The organism is Streptomyces sp. NPDC005302 (assembly GCF_040607345.1).
Taxonomy (GTDB): domain Bacteria; phylum Actinomycetota; class Actinomycetes; order Streptomycetales; family Streptomycetaceae; genus Streptomyces.
The window spans coordinates 58,527-72,703 of record NZ_JBEXGN010000011.1 but is presented as its reverse complement, the minus strand read 5'-3'; the positions used below and the strand labels follow the sequence as shown (position 1 = coordinate 72,703).

Here is a 14,177-nt window from a genome sequence, read left to right as displayed (position 1 = left end):
CCACGTCCTCGCCCTGCAACCCTCGCCCCTGCTCCCCTCACCCCGGTCCCCCTTATTCCTGTACGTCATCCGTTCCCCCATGTCGCCCGTCCCGCCCCTCGTCCGCCTGCCACCACACCCGCCGGGCCGCCGCCGCGCTCACCCCCTCGCCGCCGGGGTGCGCACGGGACGTCTCACTTCTGGTACACCGCTCGCCCCTTCGGGGTTCCCACCCGGAGCCCTCGACCTGCGAGCGCTGCCGCGGGCGGCGGGCCGCGCTACTTCAGCGAACGCGCGATGTCCAGCGCCCGTGCCTTCGACGACACGCCCTCCAGCCGGAGCGTCACCTCGCCGTGGTGCGTCCACAGCAGCGTCGGGCCGGCGGTCCGCTCGGCGTGGTTGAAGCTGTCGCCGTCCGCGTCGAGGAGCCGGAAGCTCAGAAGGTGCGGGCGGGCGAACCACAGCGCGGGACTGCCGGGCGTCTCCCCGTCGTCGAGGCTCAGCCACTCGGGGGGCTCCCGCACCGTCTTGGTGAAGCCGATGTCCAGCGACGCCGGAAACGCGTCGATCCGGACCGTGCGTCCGTGCTCGCGCCAGCACAGGCTCATCAGCAGGCGTCCCTTCGGCTCCGGCGTCACCGTGATCGTGTCCGGCGCGCCGAGCGCGCCGGGTACGGGAGGGGTGAACCCGGCCCGGCGCGCGGCCTGAGTCGACGTCAGGGAGGGACCGGGGCAGCCCGGCACCCGGGCACCGGCCGACGGCGCGGCCGACGGGTCGTACCGCACCTCGACGCCGCCGAAGTCGAACCAGTCGAGGACCGCCGCGCGCACCGGAGGGGTGAGCACGAGCACCGTCACCGCACCGCACAGGCCCGCCGTCAGGACGCGCCGGCGCGCCCGCACCCAGCGCCGCACCGACCGCAGCGGCCCGCCGGGCTCCGGCCGGTCGGCCACCGTGGCCGGGGTCTCCTCGCGCAGCCGCGCGGAGGAGGGGGACGCCTCCATCGCGAGCAGCTGCGCCAGCACCCGCTCGGCCATCGACTCGCCCGGATCGGCGCCGTCCGTGCCCGGTCCGTCCAGAGTTCTTCCGAGCGCCAGCAGCTCGTCCCGCAGCCGGGCGGCGTCGGCATCTCGCCTCCCGCGGCCGGGGCCCGGTCCCGCACCGGTGCGCACGTCGTCCTCGTACGGCTCACGCATGATCGTCACCCCCCTGTCGGGGCTCGCGGGGTTCGAGGGCGGGCAGGAGCCGGCCCAGCTTGCGCAGGGCGCGGTTGAGGCGGGACTTCACCGTGCCGCGGGGCCAGCCCAGCGCCTGGGCCGTCTCCGGCTCGTCCATCTCCAGCAGATAGCGGTAGGTGACGACGAGGCGGTGCTCCTCGCTCAGCTGCTCCAGACCCGCCAGCAGCGCCGCCCGGCGCTCCGCCTCCAGAGCCGCGAGCGCCGGGTCCGTCGCTTCCGGTATCAGTGGTTCCGCCTCGGTCAGCGCGGCCTCCCGGCCGGCCAGGGTGCGTTGACGCACCGCCGTGCGCACGGTGTTCCTCGCTTCGTTGGCGACGATCGACAGCAGCCAGGGCTTGAACGCCGAGCCGTCCCGAAAGCGCTCCAGCGAGCAGTACGCCTTGATGAAGGCCTGCTGCACCACGTCCTCCGCGTCCGCACCCGCGCCGAGTGCCCTGGCCGCCCTGATCGCGATGGCCGTGTGGGCGCGGACCAGCTCCGCGTACGCCTCCGGCTCTCCGGTGCGTACGCGGGCGATGACCTCGGCCTCGTCGACGACGATGCGGCCCCCCTCCCGCGTCCTCACACTCTTGGTACACCGCTCGGGGCCCATCGGTTCCCTCTCGTGTCCCCGCTGTTTCCAGCCAGTTCCGGAGCGGGTCCCGGTACCTGAGAGAATGGTGAGCATGGCCTCTGACAGTCCTCGCGTGCTCTCCGGAATCCAGCCCACGGCAGGCTCGTTCCACCTCGGCAACTACCTCGGCGCGGTCCGCCAGTGGGTGGCCCTGCAGGAGTCCCACGACGCGTTCTACATGGTCGTCGACCTGCACGCGATCACGATTCCGCAGGACCCCGCGGACCTGCGGGCCAACACCAGGCTCGCCGCGGCCCAGCTCCTCGCCGCCGGCCTCGACCCGGAGCGCTGCACGCTCTTCGTGCAGAGCCACGTGCCCGAGCACGCGCAGCTCGCGTGGATCATGAACTGCCTGACCGGCTTCGGTGAGGCCTCCCGCATGACGCAGTTCAAGGACAAGTCCGCCAAGCAGGGCGCGGACCGGGCGAGCGTCGGCCTGTTCACGTACCCGATCCTCCAGGTCGCGGACATCCTGCTGTACCAGGCCAACGAGGTACCGGTCGGTGAGGACCAGCGGCAGCACATCGAGCTGACCCGCGACCTCGCCGAGCGCTTCAACGGCCGCTTCGGCGAGACGTTCACGATCCCGAAGCCGTACATCCTCAAGGAGACGGCGAAGATCTTCGATCTCCAGGACCCGGCGATCAAGATGAGCAAGTCGGCGTCGACGCCCAAGGGCCTCATCAACCTCCTCGACGACCCGAAGGCGACCGCCAAGAAGGTCAAGAGCGCGGTCACCGACACCGACACGGTCGTCAGGTATGACGCGGCGGAGAAACCGGGTATCAGCAACCTGCTGACCATCTACTCGACCCTCACCGGGACCGGTATCGCCGAACTGGAGCAGAAGTACACGGGCAAGGGCTACGGTGCGCTGAAAACGGACCTCGCCGAGGTCATGGTCGACTTCGTGACGCCGTTCCGTGAGCGCACCCAGCAGTACCTGGACGACCCGGAGACCCTCGACTCGATCCTCGCCAAGGGCGCGGAGAAGGCGCGCGCCGTCGCCGCGGAGACACTCTCCCAGGCGTACGACAAGGTCGGCTTCCTGCCCGCCAAGCACTGACGGACGGGGGCCGCCGCGGCGGCGGACGCCCCCGCCCGTACGGCGGCCCCTACCACAGCGTCTTCGGCAGTCAGTACGAGACGAGCGCGACACTCGTACGGCCGCCGATCGGGGGCCTCCCCGCCGTACAGTCGATAGCCGGACAGGCCGTACAACCGTCCCTGTCCGCCCCGCACCACCACCGACCGGACCATGGAACGACGACAGGAGACGACGTGGGGACCGTAACGATCGGCGTGTCGATCGCGGTCCCGGAGCCTCACGGCAGCCTGCTCCAGGAGCGGCGCGCGGGCTTCGGCGACCCCGCGGCTTGCGGCATCCCCACGCACGTCACCCTGCTGCCGCCGACCGAGGTCGAGGAGTCGGCGCTGCCCGCGATCGAGGCGCACCTCCTCGACGTCGCGGCGGCCGGGCGCCCGTTCCCCATGCGGCTGTCCGGCACGGGCACCTTCCGCCCCCTGTCGCCGGTCGTCTACGTCCGGGTGGCCGAAGGCACCGAGGCCTGCACCTGGCTCCAGAAGCAGGTCCGGGACGCCTCCGGCCCCTGCGCCCGCGAGCTCCAGTTCCCGTACCACCCGCACGTCACCGTGGCCCACGGCATCGACGAAGAGGCCATGGACCACGCCTTCGAGGCCCTCTCCGGCTATGAGGCCCAGTGGCCCTGTACCGGGTTCGCGCTCTACGAGCAGGGCCCCGACGCCGTGTGGCGCAAGCTCCGCGAGTACGTCTTCGGCGGCGCCGTGGTGCCCCCGCAGGCATGCCCCTCGGAGCGCGGCACCAATACGACCCTGCCGGCGCTCTAGCGCCTTCCGCACGCGCGCGTGCCCCCGGGCTCAGGGCTCCGGGGGCGTGGCGGGCCCGGAGTTCCTCAGAGCGGCAGCCGGCGGAACAGCCCGCGCGGCGCGTGCCGCAGCGCGGACATCACCATCCGCAGCGCCCCCGGCACCCACACCGTCTCGGACCGGCGCCGCAGCCCCAGTTCGATCGCGGCGGCCACCGCCTCCGGAGTGGTCGCCAGCGGCGCCTCCGGCAGACCTGCCGTCATCCGGGTGCGGACGAACCCCGGGCGGACGACCATCACGTGCACGCCCGTGCCGTGGAGGGCGTCGCCGAGGCCCTGCGCGAAGGCGTCCAGGCCGGCCTTGCTGGAGCCGTAGATGAAGTTCGAGCGGCGGGCGCGCTCGCCCGCGACCGAGGACAGCACCACCAGGGAGCCGTGCCCCTGCGTCTGGAGGGCCCGCGCGCACACCAGGCCCGAGGAGACGGCCCCCGTGTAGTTGGTCATCGCGACCCGCGCCGCGGCGACCGGCTCCCGCTCGTCCAGCGCCTGGTCGCCGAGCACCCCGACCGCCATCAGGACCATGTCGATGTCGCCCTCGGCGAAGACCTTGCCGAGCGCCCCCTCGTGGGACTCGGGATCCATGGCGTCGAAGGCGACCGTACGGGCGTCCGCGCCGAGCGCGCGCAGCTGCTCGGCCGCCTCCTCCAGGGCAGGCGTCGGCCGTCCGGCAAGCCACACGGTGCGGGTGCGCCGGACGATCATCCGGCGCGCGGTGGCGAGGGCGATCTCGGACGTGCCACCGAGGATCAGCAGGGACTGGGGGATACCGAATGCGTCCTTCATGACAGCTCCTTGAGACGGGGGAACGAATCGACGAGGGGGCGGGGGCGGGGCGGCCGGGAACGCGCCCTACAGGCCCAGGCGGCGGGACAGGTCCGAGGTGAAGACGCCCCGCGGGTCCAGTTCGCGCCGCAGCGAGCGGAACGCGTCCAGCCGCGGGTACATCGTGGCCAGCAGTTCGGGCCGCAGCCGCGCGTCCTTGGCGAGGTAGACGCGCCCGCCGGCGCCCGCCACCTCCTCGTCGAGTCCGTCCAGGAAGGCGCCGAGGCCCGGCAGGTTCGCCGGGATGTCGAGGGCGAGGGTCCAGCCGGGCATCGGAAAGGACAGCCAGCCCGGATCGCCCTCCCCGAAGCGCTTCAGGACGGCGAGGAAGGACGGGCAGCGGTGGTGGGAGATCCGTCCCACGATGCGCCGCAGGGTCTCCTCCTGGCCGTGCCCGACGACGAACTGGTACTGCACGAACCCGCCGCGCCCGTAGACGCGGTTCCAGTGCGGCACCCCGTCGAGGGGGTGGAAGAAGGTCGGGATGCGCTGGAGTTCGCCGGTACGCGCGCGGGGCGCCTTGCGGTACCAGAGCTCGTTGAAGAGGCCCACCGTCGTCCGGCCGAGGAGCCCCTCCGGTACGAAGGCGGGCGGGGCGGGCAGCCGCGAGGTGCGGAACGCCAGCGGGTGCCGGCGCGCCCGCGGGGGCAGCGCGTTCAGCGGGGCGTGGTCGCCGCGGGTCAGGACCGAGCGGCCCATCGTCGCCCCGCGCGCGAGGAGGTCGATCCAGGCGACCGAGTAGCGGTGGAGGTGGTCGGTGGCGGTCAGCCGGGCCATGAGGTCGTCCAGGTCGACCGCGCGCTCGGTGTCGACGGACATCAGCGCGGTCTCCACCGGCTGGAGGCGGACGGTCGCCGTGAGGATCACGCCGGTCAGGCCCATGCCGCCCGCCGTGGCGTCGAAGAGGGGCTCGCCCTGGACGACCGTCCGGATCTCCCCGTCCGCGGTCAGCAGCTCGAAGGAGAGCACGTGCCGGGAGAACGAGCCGGACCCGTGGTGGTTCTTGCCGTGGATGTCCGCGCCGATCGCCCCGCCCACCGTCACGTAGCGGGTCCCGGGGGTGACCGGCACGAACCACCCGAGGGGGAGCAGCACCTCCATCAGCCGGTGCAGGGACACCCCGGCGTCGCACAGGACCGTGCCGCCGCCCACGTCGATGGCGTGGATCCGGTCGAGGCCCGTCATGTCGAGCACGGCCCCGCCCGCGTTCTGCGCGGCGTCGCCGTACGCCCGCCCGAGCCCCCGGGGGATCCCTCCCCTGGTCCCGCACTCCCGGACGGCGGTCGCCGCCTCCTCGTAGCTGCGCGGGCGGACCAGACGGGCGGCGGTCGGGGCGGTGCGGCCCCAACCCGTGACGGAGACGGTGTCGGCAGGCATGCCCGTGACCGTAGCGCCGCCAACGGTGCACACCGGGGCAATCTCCCCAGCCCCTCACGGCTCCTCACCGAAATGGGTGATTAATGGGATGTCGTCCTAGATTGCCGTAATTCCGCGGCTCCTCACTAGAAGAGTGAGATCACATGGACGAACTTGACGACCGTGACGAGATGGATCGGCGGCTTGACGGCCATGGCCACCGTGGTGGCGAGAGAGACCGACCACGCGACGACCATGACGAGCCCGACCGCATGGACCGACAGCGTGACGCCGTCGATCGACGACTTGACGACATTGACCACCTTGATCGTCGTCGCCGAGACGTTGACCCGTGCCATGACGGCATGGACCACGGCATCGACAGCGTGGACCGGTGCGATGACAGCACGGCCCTGGGGCTCGACGGCATGGACCGGCGGCTGCTGTCCATGGTCCACGCCTACGGCGACGACCCGCGCGTCGCGGCCGCCGCGCGCGCCCTGTCCTGGAGCGGCGAACACGGCGCGCTCTGGCTCGCCGCCGGACTGGCGGGGGCGGCCGTCGACCGGGAACGCCGGGGCGCCTGGCTGCGCGCGAGCGCCCTCACCGCCACCGCGCACCTCGCGAGCATGGCGGTGAAGCGGATCGTGCGCCGCCCGCGCCCCACCCATGTGACACCCCTGGTCCGCACGGCGGGACGGCACTCCTTCCCCAGTTCGCACGCGGCTTCCGCGGTGGCCGCCGCCGTCGCCTTCGGAGCGCCCTTCGCGCCCGTCGCCGCGCCGCTCGCCGCCGCGATGTGCCTCTCGCGTCTCGTCGTCGGTGTCCACTACCCGACGGATGTCGCCGCGGGCGCCGCCCTGGGAGCCGCGGCGGCCGGACTGGGCGCCCGGTGGATCGGGGTGCGCCATGGCTGAGCGCACGGCGCTCCTGGAGCGCGTCCCTGGCCTCACACCGCCCCCGAGAAGCCTGACCGGACTCGTCCGTGGCCTCGTCCGAACCGCGCGCCCCCGCCAGTGGGTGAAGAACGTGCTCGTCGTCGCCGCCCCGGCCGCCGCGGGCCGGCTGTTCTCCCTCCACGCGCTCGGCCGACTCGCGATCGTCTTCGCCTTGTTCACGGCCTGCGCCGCCGCCGTGTACCTGATCAACGACGCCCGGGACGCGGCCGCCGACCGTGCCCACCCCGTGAAGCGCCACCGCCCGGTCGCCGCGGGCCAGGTCCCCGTCCCCGTCGCCTACGCCGTCGGGGGCACCCTCGCGGCCCTCGCCCCCGCTTTGGCCGCCCTGCTCTGCCCGCCGGCCGTCTGCGCGCTGCTGACCGCGTACATCGGCATGCAGCTGGCGTACTGCGTCAGCCTCAAGCACGTGCTCGTCGTGGACCTCGTCGTCGTCACCACCGGGTTCCTGATGCGGGCGATGGTCGGCGGCCTGGCCCTCGGCATCCCCCTCTCGCGCTGGTTCCTGATCACCACGGGCTTCGGGGCGCTGTTCATGGTGTCGGCGAAGCGATACTCCGAGGCCGTGCAGATGACCGGGAACGCGGGCGCCACGCGCGCGTTGCTCACCGAGTACACGACCGGCTACCTGCGCTTCGTGTGGCAGCTGGCCGCGGGGGTGTCCGTCCTCGGCTACTGCCTGTGGGCCCTGGAGCAGGGAAGCGTGCCCAGCACCGGTGCGCTGCCCTGGCGCCAGCTGTCCATGGTCGCGTTCATCTTCGCCGTCCTGCGCTACGCCGTTTTCGCCGACCGGGGAACGGCGGGTGAGCCGGAGGAGGTGGTCCTGCACGACCGCACGCTCGCCGTCATCGGCCTCGTGTGGCTCGCGATGTACGGGCTCGCGGTGGCGAACTGGTGAGCGTCGCCGAGCACCCCGCCGGCTCCGGGCCCGCCGCACTCGGGGAGGCCGCCGCACAACCGGACGTCCGAACGGTCGCCCCGGCCGGACCGGGTCCCCGCGCGCGCTTCCTCCGCGAGGTCGCCGGGTTCGCCACCGCCGGCCTCCTCGCGTACGCGGCCGACCTCGGCCTCTTCCTCTGGCTGCGCGGTCCCGTGGGTCTGGATCCGCTGACGGCCAAGGCGCTCTCGTTCCTGGCGGGCTGCTCGGTCGCGTACGCCGGGAACGCGTTCGGGGCCTACCGGCACGCGGCCCGGGGCCCGCGCCGGTTCGCGGTCTTCCTCGCCGTGAACATCGCGGGCGCGCTGGTGCAGCTGCTGTGCATCGCGGTCGGTCATTACGGGCTCGGGTTCACCTCGCGGCGCGCCGACACCGTCTCCGGAGCGGGAATCGGCATGGCGATCGCCACGGTCCTGCGTTTTTGGGGTACCCGCACATTGGTTTTCCGAGGCGAGGGCAGAGTCGGATCATGGACTGGCTGAAAAAACTTCCCGGCGTGGGGCCTGTGGTCGTGCGTCTGATGACCACGCACGCGTGGCGCTCGTACGAACGGCTGGACCGGGTGAAGTGGACGCGGCTCGCCGCGGCGATGACCTTCATCAGCTTCGTGGCGCTCTTCCCGCTGCTGACCGTCGCCGCCGCGATCGGTGCCGCGACGCTGAGCACCCAGCAGCAGAAGGACCTTCAGGACAAGCTCGCCGAGCAGGTGCCGGGCATCTCCGACCAACTCGACATCAACAGCCTCGTCCAGAACGCGGGCACCATCGGACTCATCGCGGGTGCGCTGCTGCTCGTCACCGGTATCGGCTGGGTCGGCTCGATGCGGGAGTGCCTGCGCGCGGTCTGGGAACTGCCGGACCCCGAGGAGAACCCCTTGCTGCGCAAGGGCAAGGACGGCGGTGTGCTCGTCGGCCTGGGCGGCGCCGTGCTCCTCACCGTCGCCGTCTCCACGCTCGCGTCCACGGCGGTGGGCTGGTCCTCGCGGCAGATCGGCATCGACGAGAACGGCTGGGGGAGCGTGCTGCTCCAGGCCATCGCCTTCGCGGTGGCCGTCCTCGCCGACTTCCTCGTCCTGCTGTACGTCCTCACGCTGCTGCCCGGTGTGCAGCCGCCCCGGCGCCGGCTGATCGTCGCCTCGCTGATCGGCTCGATCGGCTTCGAACTGCTCAAGCTGCTGCTCAGCGGCTATATGCGGGGCGTGGCCTCGAAGAGCATGTACGGCGCCTTCGGGGTGCCGATCGCACTGCTCCTGTGGATCAACTTCACCTCGAAACTCCTCCTCTTCTGCGCCGCGTGGACGGCGACGCGGAGCAAGGAGGAGGAGCTGGGGCAGGACGGGGAGCCCGCGGATTCCGACACGCCGACGACGTCGGGACAGGACGCGCGGGAGACACGGGCCGACGCGGAGACCGCCGGAAGCGACGCCGACGCCGAAGCCGCGAGGGGAGCCCGCACCGCGGATTCACCGGACGCACCGGACGCACCGGTGGGCCCGGACGAACCGGCGGCCGGACGCCGTACGGCGTGATCCGCGGGGAAGCGGACGCGTGACGCCCCGGGTACGAGGAAGTCCCGGCGCCTGTCAGGCGCCGGGACTTCCTCGTACCCGACGGGGCGGCGTCGGCGGCCCGTCAGCTCTTGGAGCGGCCGGGCCAGCGACGGTTAACGAGGTAGACGCCCGCGGCGATCAGGACGAGGACACCGCCCGTGATGGCGAGCGCGATGCCGACACCGCTCGAACCGCCCTTCGCCGAGGCGGAGGAGGCCGTCACGGGCTTCTTCGAGGCGTCGGGGGTGGCTCCGCCCGAGGCCGTCGCGCCCGGCTGTGCGGAGGTGTCGACGCCCTTGGGCGGCACGAGTTCACCCACCGGCTGGGCCTTGCCCGAGGCCTCGAAGCCCCAGTCCAGGAGCCGCGCCGCCTCCTTGTAGACCTCGTTGTGCTCGCTCTTCTCCGGGTTCATGACCGTGACGAGCAGCACCTTGCCGTCCCGCTCCGCGACACCGGTGAACGTGGCGCCCGCGTTGGTGGTGTTGCCGTTCTTCACCCCGGCGATGCCCTGGTACGTGGTGACATCGCTGTCACCCGTCAGCAGCCGGTTGGTGTTCTGGATCTCGAAGGACTCGCGGGTCGTCCGGCCCTTCGCGTTCTTGGCCGTCCCGCCGGGGAACTTCGCGCGCACCGTCGAGCAGTACTCCCGGAAGTCCTTCTTCTGCAGACCCGAACGGGCGAACAGCGTCAGGTCGTAGGCCGACGACACCTGGCGGCTCGCGTCGTAGCCGTCCGGGCTCACCACGTTCGTGTCGAGCGCCTGGAGGTCCTCGGCGTGCTCCTGCATGTCCCGGACCGTCTGGTCGACGCCCCCGTTCATCGCGGAGAGCACGTGCACGGCGTCGTTGCCGGACCGCAGGAAGACACCGAGCCACAGGTCGTGGACCGAGTAGGTCTCGTTCTCCTTTATCCCCACCATGCTGGAGCCCGAGCCGATGCCCGCCAGGTCGGAGGAGACCACCTTGTGCGAGGTGCTCTTCGGGAACTTGGGCAGCAGCGTGTCGGCGAACAGCATCTTCAGCGTGCTCGCCGGGGGCAGCCGCCAATGCGCGTTGTGCGAGGCGAGGACGTCACCGGACTCCGCGTCGGCGACGATCCAGGAGCGGGCGGTGACGTCCTTGGGCAGCACCGGCACACCGCTGCCGAGGTTCGCCTGGCTTCCGGGGAGGCCGAGCTGCTCGCCGCCGACGGTCGACATGTTCGCCGGGGGAGTGGCGGACGGCGAGGCCGACGGGGACGCCTTGGGGCTCGTGTCGGCGTCCGCGAACGCGGGCGCGGTGAGGGACAGGGTCAACAAGGTGGCTGAAGTGACCAACAGGGATCGCTTGATGGTCTTTTTCGAGGCGGGCACGGTCGAGAAATTACATGGCCGAGGGTGGGAAGTCCCGCCGCCGTACGGAGAGGTGTCCATGCCCTCCGCACCCCGGCGCCGGGTCACGGCCGACGACGGCGATACTGAACCCATGAAGCTCAGCCGCCCCATCTCTTGGTTCCTGCTCGCCTTCGGGGTGTGGAGTTGGGTCATTTGGGTCACTTTCATCAAGAACCTGTACAAGGACGGCAGCGGGCTCGCGTTCGACGACGCGGGTGATCCGACGGCCTACTTCTGGGTGCATCTGACGTTGGCCGTCGTCTCCTTTGCCTTGGGGACGGTCGTCGGGGTCATCGGGTTGCGCGGCGTGCGCGCTTCGCGCCGGATCTCTTAGCGGGGGCGGGCGCCATGGTCGTCGTGTTCGTGCTGGTGGGTGTGGCCGCGCTGGCCGTACTCGGTGGGTTCCACTGGTATGCCTGGCGCCGCCTGGTGCGGGACACCACGGCCGGCCCCGGAACGGCCCGCCGTGTGGGTTCCGCCGTCTTCGTCGCCGGGCCGCTGCTGATGCTCGGCGCCGTGGTGAGCGAGCGGGCGGGAGCCCCCTTCTGGTTGCAGCGGACCCTGGGCTGGCCCGGGTTCCTGTGGATGGCCCTGGCGCTCTACCTTCTGCTCGCGCTGCTGGTCGGCGAGCTCGTACGGCCTCTCCTGCGACGGGCCCTCGACCGCCGCACCGCGACACGCCGGGCCACCGGAACGGAAGCCGGTACCGGTACCGACTCCGAAGCCGTGGCGCACGCCGCGACTCCCGGATCGTCACGTACCCCGGGCGCGTCGGCCCCGACGGAACCGGCCCCGACGGAACCGGCCCCGGCCGAACCGGCCTCCACGAAGGCCGCCGAGCCCGCTGAGCCCGCCGCCGGCGGGCCGGTGGCAGCGGGGGACACGGCGGCCCCCGTCGGCGGCCCCCTCACGGCCCCGTCGCGCCGCCTGTTCGTCTCGCGCGTCGTCGGCGGTGCCGTCGCCGCTGCCGCCGTGGGCACCGTCGGATACGGCACGTACGGGGTGCTGCGCGGGCCCGCGGTGAAGCGGGTCACCGTGCCGCTCGCCAAACTGCCGCGGTCCGCCCACGGGTTCCGTATCGCCGTCGTGAGCGACATCCACCTCGGGCCGGTGCTCGGGCGCGGCTTCGCGCAGAAGGTCGTCGACACCATCAACTCCACGCAGCCGGACCTCATCGCCGTCGTCGGTGACCTGGTCGACGGCAGCGTCAAGAACCTCGGCCCCGCGGCCGCCCCGCTCGCCGGGCTGCGGGCCCGGCACGGCGCCTACTTCGTCACCGGGAACCACGAGTACTTCTCCGGGGCCGAGCAGTGGCTCCGGGAGGTACGGGAGCTGGGCATCCACCCCCTGGAGAACGCCCGCACCGAGCTGGCCGGATTCGACCTCGCCGGCGTCAACGACGTCCAGGGCGAGAGCGAGGGGCACGGTCCCGACTTCGGCAGGGCGCTCGGCGACCGGGACACCGCGCGGGCCTGCGTCCTGCTCGCCCACCAGCCTGTCCAGATCCACGACGCGGTACGACACGGCGTCGACCTCCAGCTGTCCGGACACACCCACGGCGGACAGCTGTGGCCCGGGAACTTCATCGCGGCCGCCGCCAACCCGACCGTCGCGGGGCTGGAGCGCTACGGCGACACCCAGCTCTACGTCTCCCGGGGCGCGGGCGCCTGGGGGCCGCCGACCAGGGTGGGCGCGCCCTCGGACATCACGGTCGTGGAGCTGGCCTCGCGAGAAGCCTGAGAGCCTGCTGTGAGGCGTCCGGCGAGGACCGCCCAGATCGTTGTCGAACACTCTCCCGAAACCGCCTCCCCTCCTGAAACTCCTGTGATTAGGTGATCCGCGTCACCAGGGGAGTGGCCTGCGGTGGGCCTTGGGGAGGGCACCGATGAGATCGGTTCGCTTAAGAGTCATGGCCGTACTACTCGTCCTGGCGGGCGTGGGTGTGGCGGGCTGGCAGCTGCTGCCGAAGAAGGAGAACACCGACCGCACCATCACGGTCGGCACGACGGACGCCGTCACCTCGCTCGACCCGGCCGGTGCCTACGACGCCGGGTCCTGGGCCCTGTTCAGCAACCTGTTCCAGTCGCTGCTGACGTTCGAGCCCGGCGGCGCCGAACCCGTACCGGACGCCGCGAAGAGGTGCGCGTTCGCGGATTCCGGGCTGCGGACCTATCGCTGCGCGCTCCGCGACGACGTGACGTTCCCGAGCGGACGCCGGATGACCGCAGAGGACGTGAAGTTCTCCTTCGAACGGGTCAAGCGCATCGACTCCGAGGTGGGGCCCGCCTCGCTGCTGTCGACGCTGGGCAGCGTGGACGCGAGCGGGCAGACCGTCACCTTCCATCTGTCCACACCCGACGCCACCTTCCCGTTCAAGGTGGCGACCGGCGCGGGGTCGATCGTCGACCACACCCGCTACCCCAAGCGCGCTCTGCGCACCGGCACCGACGCGGACGGCACCGGCCCGTACACGCTGAAGAAGTACGCGAAGAACCAGCAGGCCGTGCTCACGCCCAACTCCCGCTACGAAGGCGCCGTCAAGGAGGGCGGCAAGCCCGTCGTCCTGCGCTACTACCCCGACTCGCAGGCCCTGGAGGCCGCCTGGAAGGCGAAGAAGTTCGACGTCGCCGCCCGCCAGCTGCCACCCGCCATGCTCGCCGGTCTCTCGCCGAGCGACCCGAAGCGCCGGGTCACGGAGGCCGAGAGCGCCGAGACCCGCAACCTCGTCCTGAACGTCCGCGCGTCCTCGCCGCTGCACGATCCGCTGGTCCGGCAGGCCGTCGCCTCGCTGATCGACCGCGAGCAGCTCGTCGGGCGGACGTACAAGGGGACCGCCGAGGCGCTGTACGGGCTGATACCGGCGGGGATCACGGGTCACTCGACGTCCTTCTTCGACGCCTACCCGAAACCGGACGCCAAGAAGGCACGCGCCCTGCTGACCGAGGCCGGAGTCACGCTGCCCGTGCGGTTCACCTACGGATTCGCCGAGGGCCGGGGCGCGGCGGGCGAGGAGGCCACGGAGCTCAAGCAGCAGCTGGAGGCGGGCGGCCTGTTCAAGGTGACGACCAAGGGCTACGAGTGGACGGAATTCCAGAAGCGCTACGCCGAGGGCTCCCTGGACGCCTGGGCGGTCGGCTGGGTCGCCGACTACCCCGACCCCGACACCTTCGGCGCGCCCCTCGTCGGCACCGGCAACTCCATGAAGAACGGCTACAGCAGCAAAAACGTCGACCGGCTGATCCGGGAGACCCAGCAGGAGAAGGACCGCAGCAGGACGACCGACGCCTTCCGCCGCCTCCAGGAGTCCGTCGCGCAGGACGTTCCGCTGATCCCTCTGTGGCAGCGCAAGGACTACGTCCTCAGCAGCGAGGACGTCGGCGGCGGCCAGTACCTGTCCGACGGCACCGGCGTCTTCCGGCTGTGGAGGCTGGTCTGGATCTGACGGTCC

General features: G+C 71.9%; 15 protein-coding genes. 9 read left to right on the top strand and 6 right to left on the bottom strand.

Going from position 1 to position 14,177, the window contains the following annotated elements:
* Positions 1-257: 257 nt before the first annotated feature.
* The gene (locus ABZT74_RS18620; RefSeq protein ID WP_356436200.1) at positions 258-1,175 is read right to left on the bottom strand and encodes a hypothetical protein; all 918 of its coding nucleotides are present in this window, start codon (positions 1,173-1,175) and stop codon (positions 258-260) included.
* Positions 1,168-1,782, bottom strand: a complete 615-nt coding sequence (locus tag ABZT74_RS18615; protein WP_355876802.1) for an RNA polymerase sigma factor — start codon at positions 1,780-1,782, stop codon at positions 1,168-1,170. The genes ABZT74_RS18620 and ABZT74_RS18615 overlap by 8 nt, the downstream gene beginning before the upstream one ends.
* Positions 1,783-1,882: 100 nt before the next feature.
* On the opposite strand from ABZT74_RS18615, the gene trpS reads away from it, so the two are divergent.
* Positions 1,883-2,896 carry a tryptophan--tRNA ligase gene (gene trpS / locus ABZT74_RS18610; RefSeq protein WP_355876799.1) on the top strand — a complete coding sequence of 338 codons (1,014 nt, stop codon included), beginning with the start codon at positions 1,883-1,885 and terminating at the stop codon, positions 2,894-2,896.
* A gap of 215 nt (positions 2,897-3,111) precedes the next feature.
* Positions 3,112-3,699 (top strand): 2'-5' RNA ligase family protein, encoded by a 588-nt coding sequence (locus tag ABZT74_RS18605; RefSeq protein ID WP_355876796.1) that lies wholly within the window; start codon positions 3,112-3,114, stop codon positions 3,697-3,699.
* A 65-nt stretch (positions 3,700-3,764) separates the two neighbouring features.
* On the opposite strand, the gene ABZT74_RS18600 is transcribed toward ABZT74_RS18605, so the two are convergent.
* The 3 genes from ABZT74_RS18600 to ABZT74_RS18590 all read right to left on the bottom strand — a co-directional run bounded on the left by ABZT74_RS18600 (position 3,765) and on the right by ABZT74_RS18590 (position 6,274).
* Positions 3,765-4,520 carry a decaprenylphospho-beta-D-erythro-pentofuranosid-2-ulose 2-reductase gene (locus ABZT74_RS18600; protein ID WP_356171052.1) on the bottom strand — a complete coding sequence of 252 codons (756 nt, stop codon included), beginning with the start codon at positions 4,518-4,520 and terminating at the stop codon, positions 3,765-3,767.
* A gap of 66 nt (positions 4,521-4,586) precedes the next feature.
* Positions 4,587-5,936: an FAD-binding oxidoreductase gene (locus ABZT74_RS18595; protein WP_356436197.1), complete on the bottom strand. Its 1,350-nt coding sequence runs from the start codon at positions 5,934-5,936 to the stop codon at positions 4,587-4,589.
* A 125-nt stretch (positions 5,937-6,061) separates the two neighbouring features.
* On the bottom strand, positions 6,062-6,274 hold the full coding sequence (locus ABZT74_RS18590; protein WP_355876787.1) for a hypothetical protein: 213 nt from the start codon (positions 6,272-6,274) through the stop codon (positions 6,062-6,064).
* 6 nt (positions 6,275-6,280) lie between these two features.
* Between ABZT74_RS18590 and ABZT74_RS18585 the strand changes: the two genes are divergently transcribed.
* Genes ABZT74_RS18585 through ABZT74_RS18570 form a run of 4 tightly spaced genes read left to right on the top strand, consistent with a single transcriptional unit; the run spans position 6,281 to position 9,336 of the window.
* A complete protein-coding gene (locus ABZT74_RS18585; RefSeq protein ID WP_356436194.1) occupies positions 6,281-6,832 on the top strand; it encodes a phosphatase PAP2 family protein in 552 nt (183 codons plus the stop codon).
* Positions 6,825-7,769 (top strand): decaprenyl-phosphate phosphoribosyltransferase, encoded by a 945-nt coding sequence (locus tag ABZT74_RS18580; protein WP_356436191.1) that lies wholly within the window; start codon positions 6,825-6,827, stop codon positions 7,767-7,769. Before ABZT74_RS18585 ends, ABZT74_RS18580 begins: the two co-directional genes overlap by 8 nt.
* Positions 7,766-8,290 carry a GtrA family protein gene (locus ABZT74_RS18575; protein WP_356436188.1) on the top strand — a complete coding sequence of 175 codons (525 nt, stop codon included), beginning with the start codon at positions 7,766-7,768 and terminating at the stop codon, positions 8,288-8,290. The genes ABZT74_RS18580 and ABZT74_RS18575 overlap by 4 nt, the downstream gene beginning before the upstream one ends.
* On the top strand, positions 8,278-9,336 hold the full coding sequence (locus ABZT74_RS18570; protein WP_356436185.1) for a YihY/virulence factor BrkB family protein: 1,059 nt from the start codon (positions 8,278-8,280) through the stop codon (positions 9,334-9,336). The genes ABZT74_RS18575 and ABZT74_RS18570 overlap by 13 nt, the downstream gene beginning before the upstream one ends.
* A 103-nt stretch (positions 9,337-9,439) precedes the next feature.
* On the opposite strand, the gene ABZT74_RS18565 is transcribed toward ABZT74_RS18570, so the two are convergent.
* Positions 9,440-10,672: a D-alanyl-D-alanine carboxypeptidase gene (locus ABZT74_RS18565; RefSeq protein ID WP_356436182.1), complete on the bottom strand. Its 1,233-nt coding sequence runs from the start codon at positions 10,670-10,672 to the stop codon at positions 9,440-9,442.
* 148 nt (positions 10,673-10,820) lie between these two features.
* Here ABZT74_RS18565 and ABZT74_RS18560 point away from each other — a divergent pair, with 148 nt between their 5' ends.
* The 3 genes from ABZT74_RS18560 (at position 10,821) to ABZT74_RS18550 (ending at position 14,171) form a co-directional block, all read left to right on the top strand.
* Positions 10,821-11,063: a hypothetical protein gene (locus ABZT74_RS18560; RefSeq protein WP_355880546.1), complete on the top strand. Its 243-nt coding sequence runs from the start codon at positions 10,821-10,823 to the stop codon at positions 11,061-11,063.
* A 14-nt stretch (positions 11,064-11,077) separates the two neighbouring features.
* Complete coding sequence (locus tag ABZT74_RS18555; protein ID WP_356436179.1) at positions 11,078-12,469, top strand: metallophosphoesterase; 1,392 nt, start codon at positions 11,078-11,080, stop codon at positions 12,467-12,469.
* Positions 12,470-12,614: 145 nt separating this feature from the next.
* Positions 12,615-14,171 carry an ABC transporter substrate-binding protein gene (locus ABZT74_RS18550; protein ID WP_356171031.1) on the top strand — a complete coding sequence of 519 codons (1,557 nt, stop codon included), beginning with the start codon at positions 12,615-12,617 and terminating at the stop codon, positions 14,169-14,171.
* Positions 14,172-14,177 lie beyond the last annotated feature (6 nt).